The organism is Micromonospora sp. NPDC049801 (assembly GCF_040656575.1).
Taxonomy (GTDB): domain Bacteria; phylum Actinomycetota; class Actinomycetes; order Mycobacteriales; family Micromonosporaceae; genus Micromonospora.
In genome coordinates, this window is sequence record NZ_JBFAMS010000028.1 from 36,668 (window position 1) to 56,058 (window position 19,391).

The window sequence follows — 19,391 nt, forward strand, 5'->3', positions numbered from 1 at the left end:
CGTGGCGCTGAAACTCGGTGAACTCTCCACCGTCCTCAAGCTCGACGACCGCGACTTCGAGCAGGGGCTCGACAAGTCCGAAGGCCGCTTCCGCAGCTTCGCCAACCGGCTCGGCCCCATGGCCGCCGCCGGGGGTGCCGCCGCCGCGGTCGCCCTGGCCGCCGGCCTCACCTCGATGCTCAATCTCGACAAGGCGCAGGCGAAGCTGTCTGCGCAGATGGGCCTTACCGCCGAGGAATCCGGCCGCTTCGGCAAGATCGCCGGGGACCTCTACAAGGAGGGATTCGGCGAGTCCATGGCCGACCTCGGGCAGACCGTCCGCGCGGTCATCCAGGGCGGACTCATCGACCGTGACGCCGCCTCCGAGGACATCAAGGCCGTTGCCCGGCAGGCGCAGATCCTCGCCGACGCCTTCGACCTGGACGTCACCGAGGCGGCACGCGCGGCCGGGCAGATGGTCAAGACCGGGCTGGCCGGTGATGCCTCCGAGGCCATGGATGTTCTCACGGCCGCGATGCGCACCACCGGCGACCAGGCCGGTGACCTGCTCGACACGTTCTCCGAGTACAGCGTCCAGTTCCAGGCGCTGGGGCTGTCCGGGGCTCAGGGCATGGGGTTGATGGCGCAGGCGACCAAGGCCGGCGCCCGCGACCTCGACACGGTGGCAGACGGGCTCAAGGAGTTCGCAATCCGATCCAAAGACGGATCGAAGGAAGCCGCCGCGTCCTTCAAGGCCCTCGGCTTCGACGCCGAGAAGATGCAGGCGATCTTCGCCAAGGGTGGCCCCGGGGCAGCTGCCGCCCTGGACCAGGTGCTCGACGCGATCCGGCGCACGGGCGGTCAGTCCAACGCGGCCGCGATCCAGTTCGGTCTCTTCGGCACGAAGAGCGAGGACATGCAGAAGGCTCTCCTGTCGCTGGATCCCAGCTCGGCGGTGGGCGCCCTGGGTCAGGTGGAGGGTGCCACCGACGCCGCCGGGAAGGCGCTGTCGGAGACGGCCGGGGCGAAGCTGGACCGGCTCAAGCGCGCCTTCCAGGTCGCGCTCGTGGAGAAGCTCGGGCAGGCCGTGCCGTACGTCGAGTCGCTGGCGAAGTGGCTGGGTGAGAACCGTGCGGTGGTCGAGCCGTTGGCGGTCACCCTCGGTGCCCTGGCGGTGGTGATCGGCACGGTGGTCGCGGCGACGAAGGTGTGGACGGCTGTCCAGACCGCCCTCAACGTGGTCATGATGCTCAACCCGCTCGGGTTGTTCGTGCTGGCGATCATCGCGATCGTCGCCGGTATCACCCTGCTGTGGATGAAGTCCGCCGCGTTCCGCGACTTCTGGATCATGGTGTGGGACGGCATCGTGTCCGGGGTGACCGGGGCCGTCGACGGGATCCTGGCCTACTGGCGATTCATGATCGAGCTAGTGGTGGGTGGGGCGCTGCGGTGGTGGTCCACCATGGTCACCGTCTACTCCGCCATCGGCCGCGGCGCCGCCGACGCCTTCAACTGGATCATCAGCAAGGGCGCGGCGTTCGTCGGCTGGGTCGGCTCACTGCCCGGCAAGATCAGCGGGGCCGCGCGGGGCATGTTCAACGGCATCCGCGAAGCCTTCCGGTCCGCCGTCAACTGGATCGTCGGCCGGTGGAACGGGCTCAGCTTCCGCATCCCCGGCGTGAGCGTCCCCGGCCTCGGTCAGGTGTGGGGCGGGGCCACCCTGAACACCCCCGACCTGCCCTACCTGGCCGGCGGTGGCACCGCCCGCGAGGCCGGCATGGCGTACATCAGGGAGCGCGGCAAGGAAGCCGTCTACCTGCCCAAGGGCGCCCGAGTGGATCCCCTTGGACCCGGCGAGACTGCTGGCGGTCAGGGCGGGGAGTTGCGGCATCGGGTGGTCCTGGAGTGGCCCGACGGTCGGATCATCCGCGAGGAACTCATCGACTTCGCCAGCCGGATCGGCGTCGCCCCGGCAGCACTACTCCCCGCCGCCGGATGAGCACCGAGGCGGTACCGGTCACCGTCGTGGTCGACGCCGACTTCCCTGGCGACCCGGGGCTGACGGTGTGCGCGATCGTCGAGTCGGCGCCGGGCGGGGTCCGGTACGGGGGGCTGATCCGCCCCGACCTGGACCGGGTCGCCTTCGAGCAGGCCGTCGAGTTCATCGGCTCCCGGATCGCGCGGTTCATTCAGCACGGCCCCGAGCCGGACGGTTGGGAGCCCGCGGTTGACGGCGTGTGGCGTCTCTGGGCTCGCCTGACGCCCATGCCGACCCTCGACTGACCACGGACACACGACGGCCCGCCAGGCGTGATCCTGGCGGGCCGTTGCCATGATGACCCGGTGACGAAGCTTCTGGACTGGATCGGACGCCGCCTGGCCGTGTGGTTCACCACCAGCGCGCTCCTGGTCGTCGGGTCGATGTGGTTCATCGCTGCGGTCTACCGAGCGCCAGCCGGCGAGGAACAGCCGAAGGTGACCGACTGGATGCAGGCATGGGGTGGCGTCTTCGGCGTCGTTGCCGGACTGGCTGCCGCTCTCGCCGCCGCTGCCTTGCTGCTGCACGAACGGGCGGCGGCTGATGAAGCCCGCCGGCAACTTGCCGAGGAGAGGGAGGCGAGTTCGCAGAAGGAGCGGAAGGCCAGCATCGAGGTCCGCAGCGAGCAGTATCGCAAGGTGCGAGGCGATCAGGTTGCGACGGAATACCGGTTCGTGGTGAAGAACCATGGTCCGGCTGAGGCCCATGCTGTGCGAGTCGGATTCTTCCACAACGGCAAGCCGGTCGAGCTGCGCCTCAGCGGCTGGAACCACCGCACGGAGACACCCCTGTTGCACCCCGGCGAGGAGATGCACATGAACTACGCGACAGCACTGGGCGACAAGATCCCGGAGGAGGTCGTGGTGGACTGGCAGGACGGCCGGAAGCAGCGCCAGTCGCAAGACTTCTACCCCATCACTCGTGACCTCTAGGAGCGACCGATGGAGTATCCGATCTGCCAGACCTGCGGCGCCGCGATCGGGGACGGACTCAGGCACCGCAAGTGGCATGAGGACCAGGAGCGGAAGATGAAGAAGGCCATCTCGGATGCATTCCGGGAACTGAAGCGGCAAGTTCAGGCGGGGTCGGGCCGGCGGTAGTTGGCACCGGTGCTCCCCACCAAGATCCGCAGAGGCCATGCGCCCCTCCACCGTCGGTCAGATCGATGCACACAATGGACACGGCGCAGCGGGTGGCCAAGCCGGCCCAACGCGCAGAGGGCGTCACCACAACGGTGACGCCCTCGATCAGCGGTGCACGTGAGCGGTCTAGACCTGGGAACGCTCTGGGAGGAACGCTCGGATGATGTCCGTGTTGGCAACCAGACCACCGCGGACCCGTTTGATCAATTTCATCTTCACGAGGGCGTTGATATCCCGGCTGAGCGTCTTCTCACCCTTGGTCGCGTACTCCGCGGCAAGCCGCGGCGTCATTTCTGGGATCTTGCTGGTGGGCACCGGATCCCGCTGTTCGGTGAGGTCCAGGACAACAGCCTTCTGGCGGCGTTTCGCGGGGCTGTCGGAGTGGATCGACTGATGGACGAAGTTCTCCCAGGTAACCCGCATCTGCTCCTGACCGATACGGCCCAGTTGCTCGCGCAGCTCATCCACGAAGCCCTCGACCGCGTAGTGGATGAACCGCTCGATCGGGTAGGGCTGGCGGCTTGTGCGGTCCAACTCGCGGTAGTAGGCGTCCCGCGTCTTGTTGTAGAAGTCCGATAGGAGGTGAGCTGACGGGACGGGAAGTCCCGCCTGAACGAGCAACTGAAACTCGATCAGCCGGGCGGTGCGGCCGTTGCCGTCGCCGAAGGGGTGGATCCACGCGATGTAGAGGTGAGCCAGGATCGCTTTGAGCAGTGCGTAGGGAAACTTCAGCGCCGGTTCGTCGGTGTTGAAGTCGTTGAGCCAGCGGCACATTTCGTCCAGCAGATGACGGCAGTCGTCCGGGTCGGGCGCGAGGTATCGCATCACGCCGACGCGGTGCTTGCGGATCTCGCCCGGCAGCACGTCGTCGTCCAGCTCGAGCCCGTCGAGCACCTGCCGGTTGAAGCTCTCGATGCGCTCGCGGGTGAGTTCCATCGGCCGGTCTTGACGGACGTCGGCCAGGATCGAGTTCGCTCCGGCGACGATGTTGTCAACCTCCTGCCCGAGGTATGCCCGGGAGGGAGGCAGGGGAAGGTCACCCGAGACGCGCTTGAGCACTTCGTCCTCGGAGAGGGTGTTGCCTTCGATGCTGGCGGTGCCATGGATGCCCTTGCTCAAGTAGATGAGGTAGAGCTCCTTGGCGATCTGAGGGCGGAGGGGCACTCCAGCGACATGCTGGCACTTCGATTCGGCCTCGCCGAGCAACAGCCAAGTCTTCCAACCGAGGTCCCGGAGGTCGAGGCGGAAGGTGATCCACGGGTGCGTGCTCTGGTAAGACCTGGAGCCTGATCGTGCGGTGCTCGTCATGGTCGACTCCTGCGGGCGTGGGGGGGTGACTCGATTTATAGCACCTTTTTTGTCCCTCGCAATGTCCGGGATAGTGTCCCTCGACTCGTCACACTTTGTGGTTGCTTTGACATGTTTAAGTCACCGTGTCTTCGTGATTGCTCCCGCCCGTGAGCCGATGGCCCACCTGAGCCGTAGAGAAAGCTGTGACTCCCTCTGCTGCCGGTCGCATCGGCGCACACACCCGCTGGGGCAACACCCCCGACCGTTCCGCCGCGACCGAGCCCGCCCGCCGGGCCGCCGCCTCGAAGTGGCTCAAGGAGGTCCAGGCAGAGTTCCCCGACCTGGACCAGGTGACCCAGCAGCAGATGGCGGACAGCCGTCGCCGGGCGCACCTGATCCGGATCGCGCACCTACCGCGGCGGCGCGGCGGCCGGGTATGACGGACACCGAGGACCTCGTGGGCCGCCCGCAGCTCACCGACCAGCAGATGATCCAGCTTTTAGCGATCCTCGGCCCGCTCATCGACGACATCCGGGCTCGGCTTGCGGCGGACAGGTGGCTGACCATCCCTCAGTTGGCCGAGCATCTCCAGGTCTCAGCCGAGTGGGTAAAGAGACGGGCGGCCGCCAGGGAGATACCCCACCACCGCGTCGGGAAGCAGGTGCGCTTCACCCCGGCGGACCTCAGCGAGTTGGAGGAGATCATGAAGGAACCAGCCCTCAACTCCGAACGCGACGCCGCGCTGGCCCTGACCCGGCTCCGGGTCGCGCAGCAACGGCAGCGTCGACCTCGACGGCAGTAGCTGCCACCGTCCGGAGCTTCTCGACATAGGCCACCAGGGCTGCGTCCGGGATCATCCGGCGTCCCCCGACCATCACGGACTCCAGCTCACCGGAGCGGGTCAGGTTGCCCAGGCTCCGTCTGCTGATTCCACCGAGCTGCTCAGCGGCCTCGTTCACGTTGTAGAGCAGCTTCCGGGCTCTCTCGGCCGCAGGCCGCGCGGCGCCGGCGCGCGCGGTAGCTGCGGCACGCAGCAGTCCGTCGACTTCAGCGCGTATCGCGTCACGGGCCTCGTCGAGCCTTCCGGCCACGATCGCGTCCACCTTACGGGCATCGAGGTACTGAGATTCAGGTTCAGGCATCCCACCAGCATGATCGTTGGAGGCGGTCGCAGCCCACTGTCTCCCGCCGCCGCGGTTGGCTTCTGATCGAGCCTTCAGCCTCAACACCCAATGCCTAAATGCCCAATGCCTTTGCGCGCCCGTGCGCATGCCTCCCCGTTTCGGAGGCTGGGCGTTAGGCATTGGGCGTTGAGGCATTGCCGTCGGTTGGGATCGGCGCCTGGCCCTCCTCCGCCTTCCCGCGTCGAAAGCCGTACCTTGTTCGGATGAGCTGCATGGTGTTGCGCTGCCAGAACTCCGCCGAGACGGTCATCACCGACAACCCCGGAACCCCGGGCAGGCGCGTCGAGTACGCGGTCTGCATTCCGCACGCCGACCGGATCTCCGGCGGAGAGGAGTGGCGGGTTCAGCGGGACGGCCCGGAGCACCGGGCGATCCTCATGGACTCTGATCTCGAGAGCGGTGAGCTGATGTTCAGCGGTATCGCGATCAGCACGTCGTTCCCGCACGGCTCCGAGACGGAGTCGCGCCACGTGGTGACGATGAAGGCCAAGCGCCGCAACGCTGCGGAGGGCGACGAGGAGGCCCTGACCTTCGAGGTGAACCGCGCCCAGTTCGCTCGGCTCGCCAAGGACTTCGCCGAGTACGCCAAGGAGCGGCCCTTCGCCAAGGACGACGGCCAGGTCTAGCGTCAGGCGGCGAGGGGGCGGGCCGACCGCAGCAGCCTCGATCGGGGCGTCTTCGCCGCGCTCGGCGGCATTTCACGGACTTCACGCTGTTCACGACTTCACGGTGGGCCGAGCGGTCCCTCTACGCGCGCGTGCGCGCGAGGAGCAGGCCGTGAAGTGCGTGAAGTGTGAAGTCCGTGAAGTGCGTGAAGTCGACCACCGTCCGTGACTTGGAGACTTGGCGCCAACCCCGCCGGGCAGGCTGCCCCCCTTAGGGGAGAGGCACCTCCAAGCCGCCAAGTTGGAGACTTGGAGGTGCCGACTTGGAGGTCTGGCCGGTGACGTTCGGTAGAGGTTGGAGCGGGCACGCAGGGCGGGGATTTGTGGACAGGGCGGCGCAGCGCCGCCCTGTCCACAAATCCCACTACGACTCCGTGTGCTTGAGCTGCTCCGCCGCCGCGGCGAACTCCGGCACCCGCTCCTGCCACCGAGCCAGGGCAACCTCAGGGCTCGGCTCACCGAACGCGGCGGCGAGGGACAGCAGCGCCGCGCCGACGTGAGTCGCCCAGCCGTCCGGAATGGCCACATCGACGGCCACGCTCGGGCCCTCGCCCTCAGGGCTGATCCGCATGTTGATCAGGCCGGCGGCGCTGACGACCCGGACGACTTTCGCGAGGTCCTCCGGCGTGTGGAGCAGATCGACCCGCAGGTTGCCGTTATAGATCTTCGCTCTCATGTACTACCTCTCGACAGTGGCCAGTCGACACCAGCCATTGCCTGTGATCAACATCCCGACCTGCTCGGGAATTCCCCCGTCCGCCCTGGTCCAACGCATTGGTCCACCCGGTCGCAGCCACAGAGCGCCGGCTCCTGGTCCACGTGACCGGTCCAACTGGCTTGGCTGGACCAGCAGGTCATGAACTGGTCCGCGGACCAACCATGGACCGGAAGTGATCTGCTGGTTGGTCCGCCGTGTGTGCCAGGTTAGGCCGCGCGGTTGGACCGGCAATGGTCCACCCCGGACGTGGACCGCCACTGGTCCACCGTCATCCGCCCGGCGAGGATGTCCACCGACGCGACCAGAATCCGGGACACCAGCAGAGCGTCGGCCCCGGTGAGGTCCTCGTCAACGTGGATGGCCACCTGCTCACCGACCGACTCACTGGTGAGCAGCTTGTCGACGCGGATCAGATGGACGCACACGTCACCCTCACCGCGACCGAGGCACGCGCTGTGCCACCGCTCCCCGAGGTCACGCTCCAGGCCGGCCTTGTACGCGTCCGGGCCGTGGTCCTCCTCGCACCACACCGGGCACGGCCGGGTCACCCGGTGGCCGCCCTGGACCAGCTCACCGCCGGCCGTGAGGGTCAGTCCGTGGCCGGCCATGGCCGGTTCAGCGTGAGCCGGCACGGCCGCCGGCAAGAGGGTGGCCGTGGCCACCGTGGCCAGGCCGGCCAGCAGTCCGCGTCGGTTCATCGTGAGCCCTTCCGTGGTCGATTCGTGAGCCGGGGTGTGAGCCGTCTGGTGAGCCGGTCGTGAGCCGGTCGTGAGCCGGTTCACCGGTCACCACCGAGGGCACGGCCGATCAGCTCGGCCAGGCCGCCGGCCACGGCCGCCGCCTCGGCGAGCTTGAGCACCAGCAGGTTGTCCGGCTCGAAGGTCGGCTCGTCGGTCTCGTCGACCTTCTCCGAGTACTGCGCGACGGTCAGGTACGGCGTCCGGCCGCCGGCCGATTCCAGGTGCATCACGAACCGGGCCGCCGGCGTGACCACCACGACCGGGACGGACATGTGCACCTTCGGGTCCGGGTTGTGCGCCGTGGGCAGGCACCACACCGGGCAGTCCGGGCGGGCCATCAGGCGCTGGCCTGGCGGGCGGTACGCGCCGCGTCGAGCAGGGCCTGGCCGATCTGCTCGGCCTGCGCGGGCGACATGTTCCCCGACAGCCAGGTGTCGGGGTTCTGGTCGCAGCTCGCCGACAGGTAGACCGACGTCGGGTCAATCCCGCCGGGCAGCGCCGGGGACTCGAACGCGTCGAGCTGCACGACAATCGTGACTGTCTCCCGCAGGTGCGTCCCGTCCTCGATGCTGATGCTCGTCGCGGTCGACGAGTGCAGCAGCTCTTCGTCGGTGAGGTCCGTGTGGGTCTTCGTGCACCACGACGGGCACAGGTCCGGGTTGCCGCCGCCCCCCGGCTTCGCCCGCAGCCCGACGCCGCGCGTCCAGCCGGTCTCCCGGGCGATGTCGTCGAGAACCAGGTCGACGGCCTCGGTCTCGGTCACGCCGAGCTGCGCGGCCATCTCGGCCGCCGTGGCGTTGCCCTCAAACAGGGCGCGGGCCTTCGCCGCCAGGTCCTGCTCGACCGCCACCGCAGCACGCCCGGTGTAGACCGGGTTCACCGGGAAGCGGATGTCGGCCGGCCGGCTGATGGCGGTCAGGTTCCTGGTGTCGGCCTCGTGGAGCCGGGACTCCGGCGGGACGGACGAAGATGCGATGATGCCCATGGGTCGCCTCCAGCGGCGATCAAGGGCCCGGATCACAGGTGCTGGAACACCTGCCGGGCCCGCTCTGGTTTTGGGGGTGGTCGGGGCCGTTGGCTGCCGGCCCCGACCGGAACTCCTTGCTCGCGGTTACGCCAACTAGTTTGGCCTAACGCTGGTCGGCATGTCAACTAGCTTGGCCATATTGTTTGGCCTCACGGGTTGTGGGACACTGCGCGGATGGATCAGCTTGAAGACGTCGCCCGCGAGTACCGGGACGCGAAGGCCGCACTGGACGCCGTGCGCCCACGTCTCGCCGCCGCCATCGTCGCGGCAGCAAGGGGCGGCGTGAGGCAGAGCGAGATCGTGCGGACGACCGGCTACACCCGCGAGCGCGTCCGCCAGATCTGCCGGGCGGCCGGCGTCGAACCCGGAGAGTAACCACGGGTCCAAGATCGTCGGGGACAACTCCGGGACAAACCAGAGCGAGCAACATTGGAAGACGCTGGAAGACTGCGAGGGGTATTTCCGCAGGTCAGAGCCTAGATCGGAAACCCCCTCGCAGGTCAGGTAACCGCGCGGCCTACTTCCAACGGAAGTGGACGAAGAGGCGGCCGAAGTTCTTCGAGTCCTTCTCGACCCGGTGGTAGAGCTGCTTGACGTCCTTCTGGTCGAGGAACCGCAGCACCCGCTTTTTGAGCTGCCCCGACCCCTTACCCGGGATGATCTCGACGAGGGTGGCCTTCTTCGCGACCGCCTCGTCCATGATCCCGCGCAGCGCGCGGTCGATGTCCTGGCCCTTGTTGAAGATGTCGTGCAGGTCCAGCTTGAGCTTCATGCCGCAGCCCCCGGCCGGTCAGGTCCCATGTCCGCCATCCTAGGGCCCGTTTCATGAGGACTGGCCGGCCTGCGGCGGGCCCGGACGACGACCGGCCGCGTTGCGGTTTCGTCCGGATACAACACCGGTATCCGGACGAAACCGCGCCTTGCCGGACCGCCGCCCGGACTCCGCCTCGACTCGACCGCCCTCATGAAACGGGCCCTGGGCACGCCCGTCGGCCCACCCACCAGACGAACGAAGGGGCGGCCCGTGGGACCGCCCCTTCCTCGTCACCAGGTCTCCGCTCAGCGGGTGCCGCCCACGCGGGTCTCCACCCGCTGGAGCGCGATCCGGTAGTCGTCGTTGGCCGCGTACATCGCGGCGGCGATCCGCAGGTGCCGCAGCGCGTCGGTGTGTCGGTTCAGCCGCTCCAGCGTCCGACCCAGCACGTGGTGCGCGTAGTGGTCGCTCGGGTCCCGGTCGACAAGTTCCCGCAACTGCTCCTCGGCCCGGTTGAGCTGGGCCGACTGGAAGTACGCCCGGGCCAGCAACTGCCGGACGGCCGCGTTGCCGGGCTCGGCGTCCACGATCGGCTCCAGCAGTCGGGCCGCTCCGCTCGGGTCACCGGTCTCGAAGAACATGGTCGCCCGTCGGTAGTCCGCCAGGAGATCCATCTGCCCACCTCCTCGGGTCGCGCCGTCACCTGTTCCGACGCTGGCACAACACTCGGCGTTTGGCGACTGTTCCCCGGGTCGAAATAGGGTCAGGTTCGGGCGTCCCGGCGGCCGGCGGACAGCTCCCAGGCCCGTACGCCGCCGACGATCCCCGCCGTGTTCGGCACCACCACCACGTCGTCGCCCATCCGGGCGAGTTGCTCCGGTCGGATCAGCCGCGAGTTGCCCCCGCCCAGGTAGAGCCGGTCCCACCGGAACACCGGTCGCAGCCCGTCCACGACCTGCCGGATCCGGCGGGACCAGAAGGCGTCCCCGAGTCGCCGCCGCTCCGGCTCGCCCACATACGTGTCGTAGGTGGTGCCCCACCGCACGGGCGCGTGCGACAGCTCCAGGTGCGGCGCGAGGACGCCGCCGTCGAAGAGGGCGCTGCCCAACCCCGTTCCCAACGTCAACACCAGTTCACAGCCGGTACCGGCCACCACACCGGCCCCGTGCACCTCGGCGTCGTTGAGCACCAGCGCCGGCACCCCGAACGCGTCGGCGAGCGCACCGCGCGCGTCCCAGCCGGACCACTCGGCCAGCAGCTCCGGGTCGACCCGGGACCGGGGTCCGCTGCGGGTGACGTAGTGGGGGGTGGCCACCACGACGCCGTGCCGGATCATCCCGGGGACGCCGACGGTCAGCCGGTCGGCCGTGGGCAGTCGCCCACCGAGGTCCAGCAGGGTCCGCACGAACAGATCGGGCGGCAGCGGGTACGGGGTCGGCACCCGCAGCGGTCGGGCGCGCATCGTGCCGGCCTCGTCGAGCACCGACGCCTTGATGCCGCCACCACCGCAGTCGATCGCCAGTGTGGTCACCACGTCATGGAGTCTGCCCGCTCGCGGCCGGTCTCATGCGGGCGGCCCGATAGGCTGCCGTCCTGATGAGCGCCACGATGATCGTCAAGGACCTGGCCGCCGGGCACGGCGACCGCCCCCTCTTCGCCGGGTTGGACCTGGTGGTCGCCCCGGGCGACGTGGTCGGCCTGGTCGGGCCGAACGGGGCCGGGAAGTCGACGCTGCTGCGTACCCTCGCCGGGTTGTTGCCGGTAGAGGCCGGCAGCGTGCGACTCAGCCCGCCCACCGCGAGCGTCGGGCACCTGCCGCAGGAGCCGGAGCGGCGGCCGGGCGAGACGGTACGGGAGTTCCTGGCCCGCCGGACCGGGGTGACCGGCGCGCAGGCGGCGCTGGACGCCGCGACCGAGGCGTTGACGGCCGGGTCGGCGGGCGCCGACGACGCGTACGGCGACGCGCTGGAGCGCTGGCTGGCCCTCGGCGGCGCGGACCTCGACGAACGCGCCGACCAGGTGAGCGCCGATCTGGGGCTCACGGTCGACCTGGACCACCTGATGACCGGGCTGTCCGGCGGTCAGGCGGCCCGGGCGGGGTTGGCGTCGCTGCTGCTCAGCCGGTACGACGTGTTCCTGCTCGACGAGCCGACCAACGACCTGGACCTGGCCGGGTTGGAGCGGCTGGAGGAGTTCGTTACCGGGCTGCGGGCCGGCACGGTGCTGGTCAGCCACGATCGGGAGTTCCTGACCCGCACGGTGACCCGGGTGCTGGAGCTGGACCTGCCGCAGCAGCAGGTCAACCACTACGGCGGCGGCTACGGGGCCTATCTGGAGGAGCGCGAGGTGGCGCGGCGGCACGCCCGCGCCGACTTCGAGGAGTACGCCGACACGAAGGCCGGTCTGGAGGCGCGCGCCCGTACCCAGCGCGGCTGGATGGAGAAGGGCGTGAAGAACGCCCGCCGCAAGGCCACCGACAACGACAAGATCGGCCGCAAGTTCCGGAGCGAGGCCACCGAGAAGCAGGCCGGCAAGGTCAAGCAGACCGAGCGGCTGATCGAACGGCTCGACGTGGTCGAGGAGCCCCGCAAGGAGTGGGAGCTGCGGATGGAGATCGCCGCCGCGCCCCGCGCCGGCGCGGTCGTGGCCACGCTGCGCAACGCGGTGGTACGCCGGGGAGCTTTCACCCTCGGGCCGGTCAACCTCCAGATCGACTGGGCGGACCGGGTCGCGGTTACCGGGGCGAACGGCTCCGGCAAGTCCACCCTGCTGGCCGCGCTGCTGGGGCGGCTGCCGGTGGACGAGGGCACCGCCTCGCTCGGGCCGGGCGTGGTGGTCGGTGAGGTGGACCAGGCCCGGGGGTTGTTCCTCGGCGACGCGCCGCTGATCGACGCGTTCCAGGCGGCCGTACCCCACATGTCGCCCGCGGACGCGCGGACCCTGCTGGCGAAGTTCGGGCTGCGCGCGGCGCACGTCCCCCGACCGGCGGCGACTCTCTCCCCCGGCGAGCGGACCCGGGCGGCACTGGCCCTGCTCCAGGGCCGTGGGGTCAACCTGCTCGTGTTGGACGAGCCCACCAACCATCTGGACCTGCCCGCCATCGAACAGCTCGAATCGGCGCTGGCCAGCTACCCCGGAACGCTGCTGCTGGTCACCCACGACCGGCGGATGCTGGCGGCCGTCGAGACCAACCGGCGGCTGCGGGTCGACGGTGGGCGGATCGCCGAGGATTGATGCCGGTCCACGGGCCGGCGCGGGGTGAGAATGACGCCATGCTCAAGTGGGAGTACGCCCTGCTGGTCCGCCGCCGCCAGGCCGCGACCAACGACCTCGGCTGGGAGGTCGTCTTCGTCTGGTACGGCCCGGACGGCTCGATGGTCGACGTCACGCCGTACGGCGACACGTCGCTGGCCCACCTCAACCGGGCCGGCGACCAGGGCTGGGAGCTGGTCGCGATGAGTGAGGACCCGTCGCTGCCCGGCAACCACGAACTGCACCGCTACCACCTCAAGCGGCCGAAGCCCGCCACTCCCCCACCCCGCCAGCGGATGCGCGGGGGTCGCCGGACGCTGTCGGGCTGACCTTCGACGGTGCCGGGCCGGGGCGGGCCTTGGGCCCGGAGCGCAGGCCCTGGACCCGGAGCGCGGGCCCTGGACCCGGAGCGCGGGCCCTGGACCCGGAGCGCGGGCCTTGCGCCCGGAGCGCGGGCCGTGCGCCCGGAGCGCGGGCACTCCGACGGGCGTGATGACTATGGGGCATCTTGATGCCGCACAGTCATCAGGCTCGACAGGTAGGTGCTCGGGACGCCCCGACACGCCCACCGGCGGTCGCGCGACGGTGAAACGGGAATACCGGGCGCGTAGGCGGGTAACGCGCGGCGGGAGGTGGCCCGAATGGTCGCTTTGGCACAGACTCCGCCCTCGGCCGACCGGCTGCGGTTGATCGACGAATTCCTCGCGCAGGCGTGGGCGGACCAGGTCCGGAACGACGACCGGCTCCGGGGCCTGGCCGTCGAGGTGCGGTTCGACCGCGGGGTCGCCCACCTCAACGGAGAGGTGGCCGAGCCGGCCGACCTACGGCTGGTGCGGGACCTGGTGGGACGGTTGGCCGGCGTCTACGGCGTCTGGTGCAGGGTCGGGGTCGGCGGACGCGCGCCGGTGGTGGTGGATCTCGGCTGCGGCCCGACCAAGCAGTGGTCGGGCAACCTCGGGCTGGACATCTATCCCGCGCCGGGGGTGGACGCGGTGGCGGACCTCTCCGGCTCGCTGCCGCTGGCCGACAACTCGGTGGACGTCCTGTTCGCGGTGCACATCCTGGAGCACCTGATCGACTTCCTGCCCCTGGTGGACGAGTGCCACCGGGTGCTGCGCCCGGGTGGCGTCCTGCACGTGATGAGCCCGTGGTGGGGGCACGTCAACGCGGTGGCCGACCCCACCCACGTCCGGCTGATGGACGTGCAGACCTTCAAGGGGATCTGCCAGCTCCGACCGCCGGGCACGCCGCGTTGGTATCCGCTGCACGCCGGGTGCGACGGCGCGTCGATCTTCGCCGACCTGACGCCCCTGCCCGCCGACGCCGAGCCCGCTCCGAACTTCCACCTGGCCCGCTTCTTCGACTAGGACCTGGTGGATTCGCGCAGTTCCAGCCGGTACGGGGCCTTGAGCGCGCGGGCGGGGGCAGCGCGGTCGCCGTCGAGGCGATTGGCGAGGAGTTCGACGGCCAGCCGGGCGATCTGCTCCTTGTCGGGAGCGACGGTGCTCAAGGTGGGGACCGAGAAACGCCCGTCCTCGATGTCGTCGAAGCCGACCACCGCCACGTCCTCGGGCACGCGCAGGCCGGCCTCGTGCAGGGCGCGCAGGGTGCCCAGGGCGAGCGTGTCGTTGAAGCAGAACACGGCGTCGGGGCGTACTCCCGTGGTGAGCAGGCCGCGCATCGCGGCCGCGCCGTCGGCGCGGTGCCAGGCCGCCGCGGACGCCACGAGGGTTTCGTCGTAGGCCAGGCCGGCAGCGCGCAGCGCCTCGGTGTAGCCGGCCAGGCGGAGGCGGGCGCTGGCGCCCTCGTCGGTGCGCTGCGCGCCGATCGCCGCGATCCGGCGGCGGCCGAGCCGGATCAGGTGGTCGGTGATCTCCCGGGCGGCGGTGACGTTGTCGATCACCACGCGATCGGCGGGGCCGTGGTCGACGCGCTCGCCGAGCAGCACCATCGGGGTGCCGTCGAGGCTGGCCAGATCCTCCGCCGTGAGCGCCAGCGGGCTGAAGATGAGCCCGTCGATCAGGTGGTCGGTGATGCCGGCGGCAACGACCCGCTCCTGCTCACGCCGGCCGCCGGCCTGCTGGTCGACGAGCACGGTCCAGCCGTACTCGGCGGCGGCGGTGACGACGTGCCGGGCGAGTTCGGCGAAGTACGGGATGTCCAGTTCCGGCACCGCCAGGGCGATCACCCCGGTCCGCCCCTTGCGCAGGTGACGGGCGGAGAGGTTGGGCCGGTAGTTCAGCTCGGCGATGGCCTCCTCAACCCGGGCCCGGGTGTCCGGACGTACGTGCAGGTAGCCGTTCACCACGTTGGAGACGGTCTTCACCGAGACGCCGGCCCGCTCGGCCACGTCCTTGAGCCTGTGTCGCACCCCGCAACCTCCCCGATGTAGCCCCGCGCACGATACCCGCTCTACAACGTTGTAGAAGGGGTCCGGCACGCACGAAGGACCCCCGCGTGGCGGGGGCCCTTGTGGTGTGCCGGAGGGGTCAGGCGCTCGGCTCGCGCTGCTCCGGCGCGACGGCCGGTTCGTGGCGGGCGAGGCGGTTGCGGCGGTAGCCGTAGCCGAAGTAGATCACCGCGCCGAGCAGCATCCAGGCCAGGAACCGCAGCCAGGTCTCCACGGACAGGTTGAGCATCAGGTAGAGGCAGGCGACCGCCGAGACGATCGGCAGCACCGGCGAGAACGGCACCCGGAACGGCCGGTCCAGGTCCGGACGCTTGCGGCGCAGGATCGGTACGGCGAGCGAGACCAGTACGAACGCGCAGAGCGCGCCGATGCTGACCAGGTCGGCCAGGGCGGAGAGCGGCAGGAAACCGGCCAGCAGCGCGACCGCCACCGTCATGATCGCCGAGATCCGGTACGGGGTGCCCCAGCGCGGGTGCACGGCCGCGATCGAGGGCGGGATGAGCCCGTCCCGGGCGATGGCGAAGCCGATCCGACCCATCGCCACCAGGTCGACCAGGATGACGCTGGTCAGACCGGCGACCGCCGCGATGGAGACGAGCGTCGCCGCCCAGCCGGCGCCCACCGACTCGAACGCCGACGCGATCGGGGCGCCCCGGTCGATCTCGGTGTACGGCACCATGCCGACGACCACCAGCGAGACGCCGATGTAGAGCACGGTGGAGATCAGCAGCGTACCGAGCAGACCCAGGGTGAGGTCCCGCTTGGGCTTGCGGGTCTCCTCGCCCAGGTTCGCGACGGCCTCGAAGCCGGTGTACGCGAAGAAGACCACCGCGGCGGCGCTGAGCACCCCGACGAAGCCGAAGACCGACGGCTCCAACCCGAACAGCGCCTGCGTCACCGGCTGCTTGATGCCGTCGTCGCCACTGCCGGCGGGCTCGGCCGGCGGGATGAACGGGGTGAGGTTGGCGGCCTTGACGAAGAACAGGCCGGCGACCACCACGAAGACGCAGATCGCCACCTTGACCAGCACCAGCAGGTTGGTGATCCGGGCGGATTCCCGGATGCCGACGATCGCGACGATGCCGAGGATCAGCACGATGGCGATGGCGCCCACGTTGACGACGCTGCCCTCCTCGCCGAACCACCGGGTCGGCAGGTCGAGCAGTTCGGCCAGGTAGCCGGACCAGCCGCGGGCCACCACCGCCGCGCCGAGCGCGAACTCCAGGAGCAGGTCCCAGCCGATGATCCAGGCGACGATCTCGCCCATCGTGGCGTACGCGTAGGTGTAGGCGCTGCCGGCGGTCGGCACGCTGGACGCCAGCTCGGCGTAGCAGAGGGCGGCGAGCAGGGCCACCACGCCGGCGATCCCGAAGGAGATCACCACGCCGGGGCCGGCGCTGTCGCGGGCCTCGATGCCGGTGAGCGTGAAGATGCCGGTGCCGATCACGATGCCGATGCCGAAGCCGGTGAGGTCGAGGGCGCCGAGTCGCCGCTTGAGTCCGACTCCGCCGTCGCTGCCGTCGGCCTCGCCCTGGGCTATGACGTCCTTGATCGGTTTGGTTCGCAGCACGGACATGCGCTCACCCCTTCACACCGCGCGACCACCACCGTGGCGGCCGGTGACCGGCGTTGCTACCCAGCGGGGCGAATGGTCAACCACGAACACTTGCGGCGGCGACGCGATTGTGAAAATTTCCTTCTGTACGCAGATAGGCAGCGGCGAATCTTGCCGCATACCGACTGCGCCGGGAGCCCCAACGAAGGGACATACCGCATGAAAGCACTCCGCGTCACCGCCGCCGGCCTGACCGCGATTCTGCTCGGCTCACTCGCGGCCGCGACCCCCGCCAGCGCCACCACCCCCACCACCGCCGCCTGTGTCACCAACCCGGCCACCCCCAAGCGCCAGTTCCGGGCCATGTGGATCTCGTCGGTGGTCAACATCGACTGGCCCAGCAAGGCCTCCCAGACCAGCCCGGACCGGATCGCCGCCCAGCAGGCCGAGTACCGCGGCCTGCTGGACCTCGCCGAACGACTGCACCACAACGCCGTGGTCGTACAGGTCCGGCCCACCGCCGACGCGCTCTGGCCCTCGCCGTACGAGCCGTGGTCGGAGTACCTGACCGGGGTGCGCGGCCAGGACCCCGGCTGGGACCCGCTGGCCTTCCTCGTCGAGGAGTCGCACAAGCGCAACCTCGAATTCCACGCCTGGTTCAACCCGTACCGGGTCTCCATGCCGGCCCCCGGCGGCGCCGGCGCCGACCCCGGCCAGCTCGCGCCCGGCCACCCGGCCCGGCAGCACCCCGACTGGACCTTCGCCTATCCGCCGGCCGGCGTCGCCGGCAGCCGGCTCTACTACAACCCCGGGATCCCCGAGGTCCGCGAGTTCGTCCAGACCGCGATGATGGACGCGGTCCAGCGGTACGACATCGACGGCGTTCACTTCGACGACTACTTCTACCCCTACCCCAGCGGCACCTACCAGGTGCCCGACGATGCCACCTTCGCGGCGCACAACCGGGGCTTCACCGATCGGGCCGACTGGCGGCGGGACAACATCAACCTGCTGATCCAGGAGATGAACGGCAAGATCAAGGCGGCAAAGCCGTGGGTGAAGTTCGGGGTCAGCCCGTTCGGCATCTGGCGCAACGCCAGCGTCGACCCGCTCGGCTCGGACACCACCGGCAGCCAGTCGTACGACATCATCTCCGCCGACACCCGAAAGTGGATCAAGCAGGAGTGGATCGACTACGTCGTGCCGCAGCTCTACTGGTACATCGGCCAGTACCCGGCGGCCGACTACGCGCGACTCGTGCCGTGGTGGGCCGAGACGGTACGTGGGACCCGGGTGCAGCTCTACATCGGCCAGGCCGACTACAAGAGCGGCGACCCCGCGTACGGGCCGTACTGGCAGAACCCGCGTGAGCTGTCCGACCACCTGACGCTCAACCGGTCGTACCCCGAGGTGCAGGGCAACGTGCACTTCTCCGCCGTCCAGGTACGGGCCAACCGGCTCGACGCCACCGACATCTACGCGGCCGAGCACTACTCGCGCCCGGCCCTCGTACCGGCCATGCCGCACCTGCCGGCGAAGCCGCTGCTCCCGCCGGTGGTCACCCGGGTCGCGCGGGACACCGACGGGGTACGGCTGACCTGGCGTCAGCCGGCCGACGGCAGGGGCCCCCTGGGCACGGCCACCTCGTACGCGATCTACCGGTTCGACGGGACCACGCTGCCCGGACAGTGCGCCACCGCCGACGCCACCGGACTGGTCGACACCGTCCGGGCCACCCCGGGCGGCGTCCAGTCCTGGGTGGACACGTCGGCCGAGCCGGGCCGGCGCTACACCTACCTGGTGACCGCGCTGGACCGGACGGCCAACGAGAGCCACGTCAGCCCACCGGCGTTCCTGCTGCGCTGACCAGGTCCGATGAGTGCCCCGGACGCACCCGCGTCCGGGGCATTCGTCTGTTTCAACGCATGTCACAGATAGTTGGCGAGGCGCATACCGGCAGGCTGATCAGTTGATCGAAACTTGTCGACATCCGGTGACCAGCCGGTAACTTCCGTCCCACCGCACACCCCGCGGAGGTAAACCGTGCCCCGACGTCTCGCCACCCTGTTCGCCTCGGGCGCGCTCGCGCTGCTCGCCACCCTCGCCATCGCCTCCCCCGCCGCCGCCGTCACCCCCGCCGAGAAGCTGTCCGTGCTGTCGAGCTGGACCCAGACCAGCGCGTCCAGCTACAACTCCTGGAACAGCGCCCGCCTCAACCGGGCCCCCTGGGCCGAGTACAACTTCGTCTGGTCCACCGACTACTGCTCGTCCAGCCCGGACAACCCGCTCGGCTTCACCTTCAACCTGGGCTGCTACCGGCACGACTTCGGCTACCGCAACTACAAGGCGGTCGGTCAGTTCTCCGCCAACAAGGCCCGCCTCGACAGCGCCTTCTACGCCGACCTGAAGCGGGTCTGCGCCACGTACAACACAATCGTCCGCCCGGCCTGCTACAGCCTGGCCTGGACCTACTACCAGGCGGTCCACATCTTCGGCTCGGTAGCCGCAGTCCAACAGGCCGACCTCGACCGAGCCGCCCAGCTAAAGGCCCAAGCCGAATCCAACGCCCACACCCGGGTGTCGACGAGGCCTGGTTCCACGTCGAGGGCCGGGCCGCCGGCGGCGTCGCGGAGCTGA

Annotated in this window: 24 protein-coding genes; 13 read left to right on the plus strand and 11 right to left on the minus strand. The window is 69.7% G+C overall.

The genetic code is table 11. From position 1 onward, the window contains the following. Window position 1: 1 nt before the first annotated feature. Genes AB0I89_RS32115 through AB0I89_RS32130 form a run of 4 tightly spaced genes read left to right on the plus strand, consistent with a single transcriptional unit; the run spans window position 2 to window position 3,117 of the window. Window positions 2–1,978 carry a phage tail tape measure protein gene (locus AB0I89_RS32115; protein ID WP_357134431.1) on the plus strand — a complete coding sequence of 659 codons (1,977 nt, stop codon included), beginning with the start codon at window positions 2–4 and terminating at the stop codon, window positions 1,976–1,978. Further along, the gene (locus tag AB0I89_RS32120; protein ID WP_357134432.1) at window positions 1,975–2,262 is read left to right on the plus strand and encodes a hypothetical protein; all 288 of its coding nucleotides are present in this window, start codon (window positions 1,975–1,977) and stop codon (window positions 2,260–2,262) included. The genes AB0I89_RS32115 and AB0I89_RS32120 overlap by 4 nt, the downstream gene beginning before the upstream one ends. 60 nt (window positions 2,263–2,322) lie before the next feature. Beyond that, the gene (locus tag AB0I89_RS32125; protein WP_357134434.1) at window positions 2,323–2,949 is read left to right on the plus strand and encodes a hypothetical protein; all 627 of its coding nucleotides are present in this window, start codon (window positions 2,323–2,325) and stop codon (window positions 2,947–2,949) included. A gap of 9 nt (window positions 2,950–2,958) precedes the next feature. Further along, window positions 2,959–3,117 (plus strand): hypothetical protein, encoded by a 159-nt coding sequence (locus AB0I89_RS32130; protein ID WP_357134435.1) that lies wholly within the window; start codon window positions 2,959–2,961, stop codon window positions 3,115–3,117. A gap of 168 nt (window positions 3,118–3,285) precedes the next feature. Here the strand turns inward: AB0I89_RS32130 and AB0I89_RS32135 are convergent, their stop codons facing one another. After that, window positions 3,286–4,467, minus strand: a complete 1,182-nt coding sequence (locus tag AB0I89_RS32135) for a Fic family protein (RefSeq protein WP_357134437.1) — start codon at window positions 4,465–4,467, stop codon at window positions 3,286–3,288. Between the two features lie 185 nt (window positions 4,468–4,652). Between AB0I89_RS32135 and AB0I89_RS32140 the strand changes: the two genes are divergently transcribed. Together AB0I89_RS32140 and AB0I89_RS32145 are read left to right on the plus strand one after the other, a co-directional pair. After that, window positions 4,653–4,889 (plus strand): hypothetical protein, encoded by a 237-nt coding sequence (locus AB0I89_RS32140; RefSeq protein ID WP_357134439.1) that lies wholly within the window; start codon window positions 4,653–4,655, stop codon window positions 4,887–4,889. Continuing rightward, entirely contained in the window at window positions 4,886–5,251 is a 366-nt protein-coding gene (locus AB0I89_RS32145) for a helix-turn-helix domain-containing protein (RefSeq protein WP_357134440.1), read from the plus strand. Before AB0I89_RS32140 ends, AB0I89_RS32145 begins: the two co-directional genes overlap by 4 nt. On the opposite strand, the gene AB0I89_RS32150 is transcribed toward AB0I89_RS32145, so the two are convergent. Further along, window positions 5,169–5,768, minus strand: coding sequence for a helix-turn-helix domain-containing protein (locus AB0I89_RS32150; protein WP_357134442.1), 600 nt, complete (start codon window positions 5,766–5,768; stop codon window positions 5,169–5,171). The two genes, AB0I89_RS32145 and AB0I89_RS32150, sit on opposite strands and share 83 nt — an antisense overlap. Window positions 5,769–5,836: 68 nt before the next feature. Here AB0I89_RS32150 and AB0I89_RS32155 point away from each other — a divergent pair, with 68 nt between their 5' ends. Further along, window positions 5,837–6,259 carry a hypothetical protein gene (locus tag AB0I89_RS32155; protein WP_357134444.1) on the plus strand — a complete coding sequence of 141 codons (423 nt, stop codon included), beginning with the start codon at window positions 5,837–5,839 and terminating at the stop codon, window positions 6,257–6,259. 403 nt (window positions 6,260–6,662) lie between these two features. On the opposite strand, the gene AB0I89_RS32160 is transcribed toward AB0I89_RS32155, so the two are convergent. From AB0I89_RS32160 to AB0I89_RS32175, 4 genes are all read right to left on the minus strand, one after another. After that, a complete protein-coding gene (locus tag AB0I89_RS32160; protein ID WP_357134445.1) occupies window positions 6,663–6,974 on the minus strand; it encodes a hypothetical protein in 312 nt (103 codons plus the stop codon). 248 nt (window positions 6,975–7,222) lie between these two features. Beyond that, window positions 7,223–7,714, minus strand: coding sequence for a hypothetical protein (locus AB0I89_RS32165; RefSeq protein ID WP_357134446.1), 492 nt, complete (start codon window positions 7,712–7,714; stop codon window positions 7,223–7,225). Window positions 7,715–7,794: 80 nt separating this feature from the next. Then, window positions 7,795–8,094 (minus strand): hypothetical protein, encoded by a 300-nt coding sequence (locus AB0I89_RS32170; RefSeq protein ID WP_357134447.1) that lies wholly within the window; start codon window positions 8,092–8,094, stop codon window positions 7,795–7,797. Next, entirely contained in the window at window positions 8,094–8,741 is a 648-nt protein-coding gene (locus AB0I89_RS32175; protein WP_357134448.1) for a hypothetical protein, read from the minus strand. Before AB0I89_RS32175 ends, AB0I89_RS32170 begins: the two co-directional genes overlap by 1 nt. A gap of 216 nt (window positions 8,742–8,957) precedes the next feature. Here AB0I89_RS32175 and AB0I89_RS32180 point away from each other — a divergent pair, with 216 nt between their 5' ends. Then, the gene (locus tag AB0I89_RS32180; RefSeq protein WP_357134449.1) at window positions 8,958–9,158 is read left to right on the plus strand and encodes a hypothetical protein; all 201 of its coding nucleotides are present in this window, start codon (window positions 8,958–8,960) and stop codon (window positions 9,156–9,158) included. A gap of 142 nt (window positions 9,159–9,300) precedes the next feature. Here the strand turns inward: AB0I89_RS32180 and AB0I89_RS32185 are convergent, their stop codons facing one another. From AB0I89_RS32185 to AB0I89_RS32195, 3 genes are all read right to left on the minus strand, one after another. Then, window positions 9,301–9,555 carry a Smr/MutS family protein gene (locus tag AB0I89_RS32185; protein WP_088987488.1) on the minus strand — a complete coding sequence of 85 codons (255 nt, stop codon included), beginning with the start codon at window positions 9,553–9,555 and terminating at the stop codon, window positions 9,301–9,303. Window positions 9,556–9,842: 287 nt separating this feature from the next. Beyond that, window positions 9,843–10,211, minus strand: coding sequence for a tetratricopeptide repeat protein (locus AB0I89_RS32190; RefSeq protein WP_234582401.1), 369 nt, complete (start codon window positions 10,209–10,211; stop codon window positions 9,843–9,845). Between the two features lie 89 nt (window positions 10,212–10,300). Then, window positions 10,301–11,071 carry an ROK family protein gene (locus tag AB0I89_RS32195; protein WP_357134451.1) on the minus strand — a complete coding sequence of 257 codons (771 nt, stop codon included), beginning with the start codon at window positions 11,069–11,071 and terminating at the stop codon, window positions 10,301–10,303. A gap of 62 nt (window positions 11,072–11,133) precedes the next feature. Between AB0I89_RS32195 and AB0I89_RS32200 the strand changes: the two genes are divergently transcribed. The 3 genes from AB0I89_RS32200 to AB0I89_RS32210 all read left to right on the plus strand — a co-directional run bounded on the left by AB0I89_RS32200 (window position 11,134) and on the right by AB0I89_RS32210 (window position 14,156). Next, a complete protein-coding gene (locus tag AB0I89_RS32200) occupies window positions 11,134–12,771 on the plus strand; it encodes an ABC-F family ATP-binding cassette domain-containing protein (protein ID WP_357134452.1) in 1,638 nt (545 codons plus the stop codon). Next, window positions 12,771–13,118, plus strand: a complete 348-nt coding sequence (locus AB0I89_RS32205; RefSeq protein ID WP_357134453.1) for a hypothetical protein — start codon at window positions 12,771–12,773, stop codon at window positions 13,116–13,118. The genes AB0I89_RS32200 and AB0I89_RS32205 overlap by 1 nt, the downstream gene beginning before the upstream one ends. A gap of 312 nt (window positions 13,119–13,430) precedes the next feature. Next, window positions 13,431–14,156 carry a methyltransferase domain-containing protein gene (locus tag AB0I89_RS32210; RefSeq protein WP_357134454.1) on the plus strand — a complete coding sequence of 242 codons (726 nt, stop codon included), beginning with the start codon at window positions 13,431–13,433 and terminating at the stop codon, window positions 14,154–14,156. Here the strand turns inward: AB0I89_RS32210 and AB0I89_RS32215 are convergent. Together AB0I89_RS32215 and AB0I89_RS32220 are read right to left on the minus strand one after the other, a co-directional pair. After that, the gene (locus AB0I89_RS32215; RefSeq protein WP_357134455.1) at window positions 14,153–15,160 is read right to left on the minus strand and encodes a LacI family DNA-binding transcriptional regulator; all 1,008 of its coding nucleotides are present in this window, start codon (window positions 15,158–15,160) and stop codon (window positions 14,153–14,155) included. The two genes, AB0I89_RS32210 and AB0I89_RS32215, sit on opposite strands and share 4 nt — an antisense overlap. A gap of 118 nt (window positions 15,161–15,278) precedes the next feature. Next, window positions 15,279–16,775 carry an amino acid permease gene (locus AB0I89_RS32220; RefSeq protein WP_357134457.1) on the minus strand — a complete coding sequence of 499 codons (1,497 nt, stop codon included), beginning with the start codon at window positions 16,773–16,775 and terminating at the stop codon, window positions 15,279–15,281. Window positions 16,776–16,973: 198 nt separating this feature from the next. Between AB0I89_RS32220 and AB0I89_RS32225 the strand changes: the two genes are divergently transcribed. Further along, on the plus strand, window positions 16,974–18,620 hold the full coding sequence (locus AB0I89_RS32225) for a family 10 glycosylhydrolase (protein WP_357134459.1): 1,647 nt from the start codon (window positions 16,974–16,976) through the stop codon (window positions 18,618–18,620). Between the two features lie 177 nt (window positions 18,621–18,797). Next, window positions 18,798–19,391 carry a phospholipase gene (locus AB0I89_RS32230; RefSeq protein WP_357134461.1) on the plus strand — a complete coding sequence of 198 codons (594 nt, stop codon included), beginning with the start codon at window positions 18,798–18,800 and terminating at the stop codon, window positions 19,389–19,391.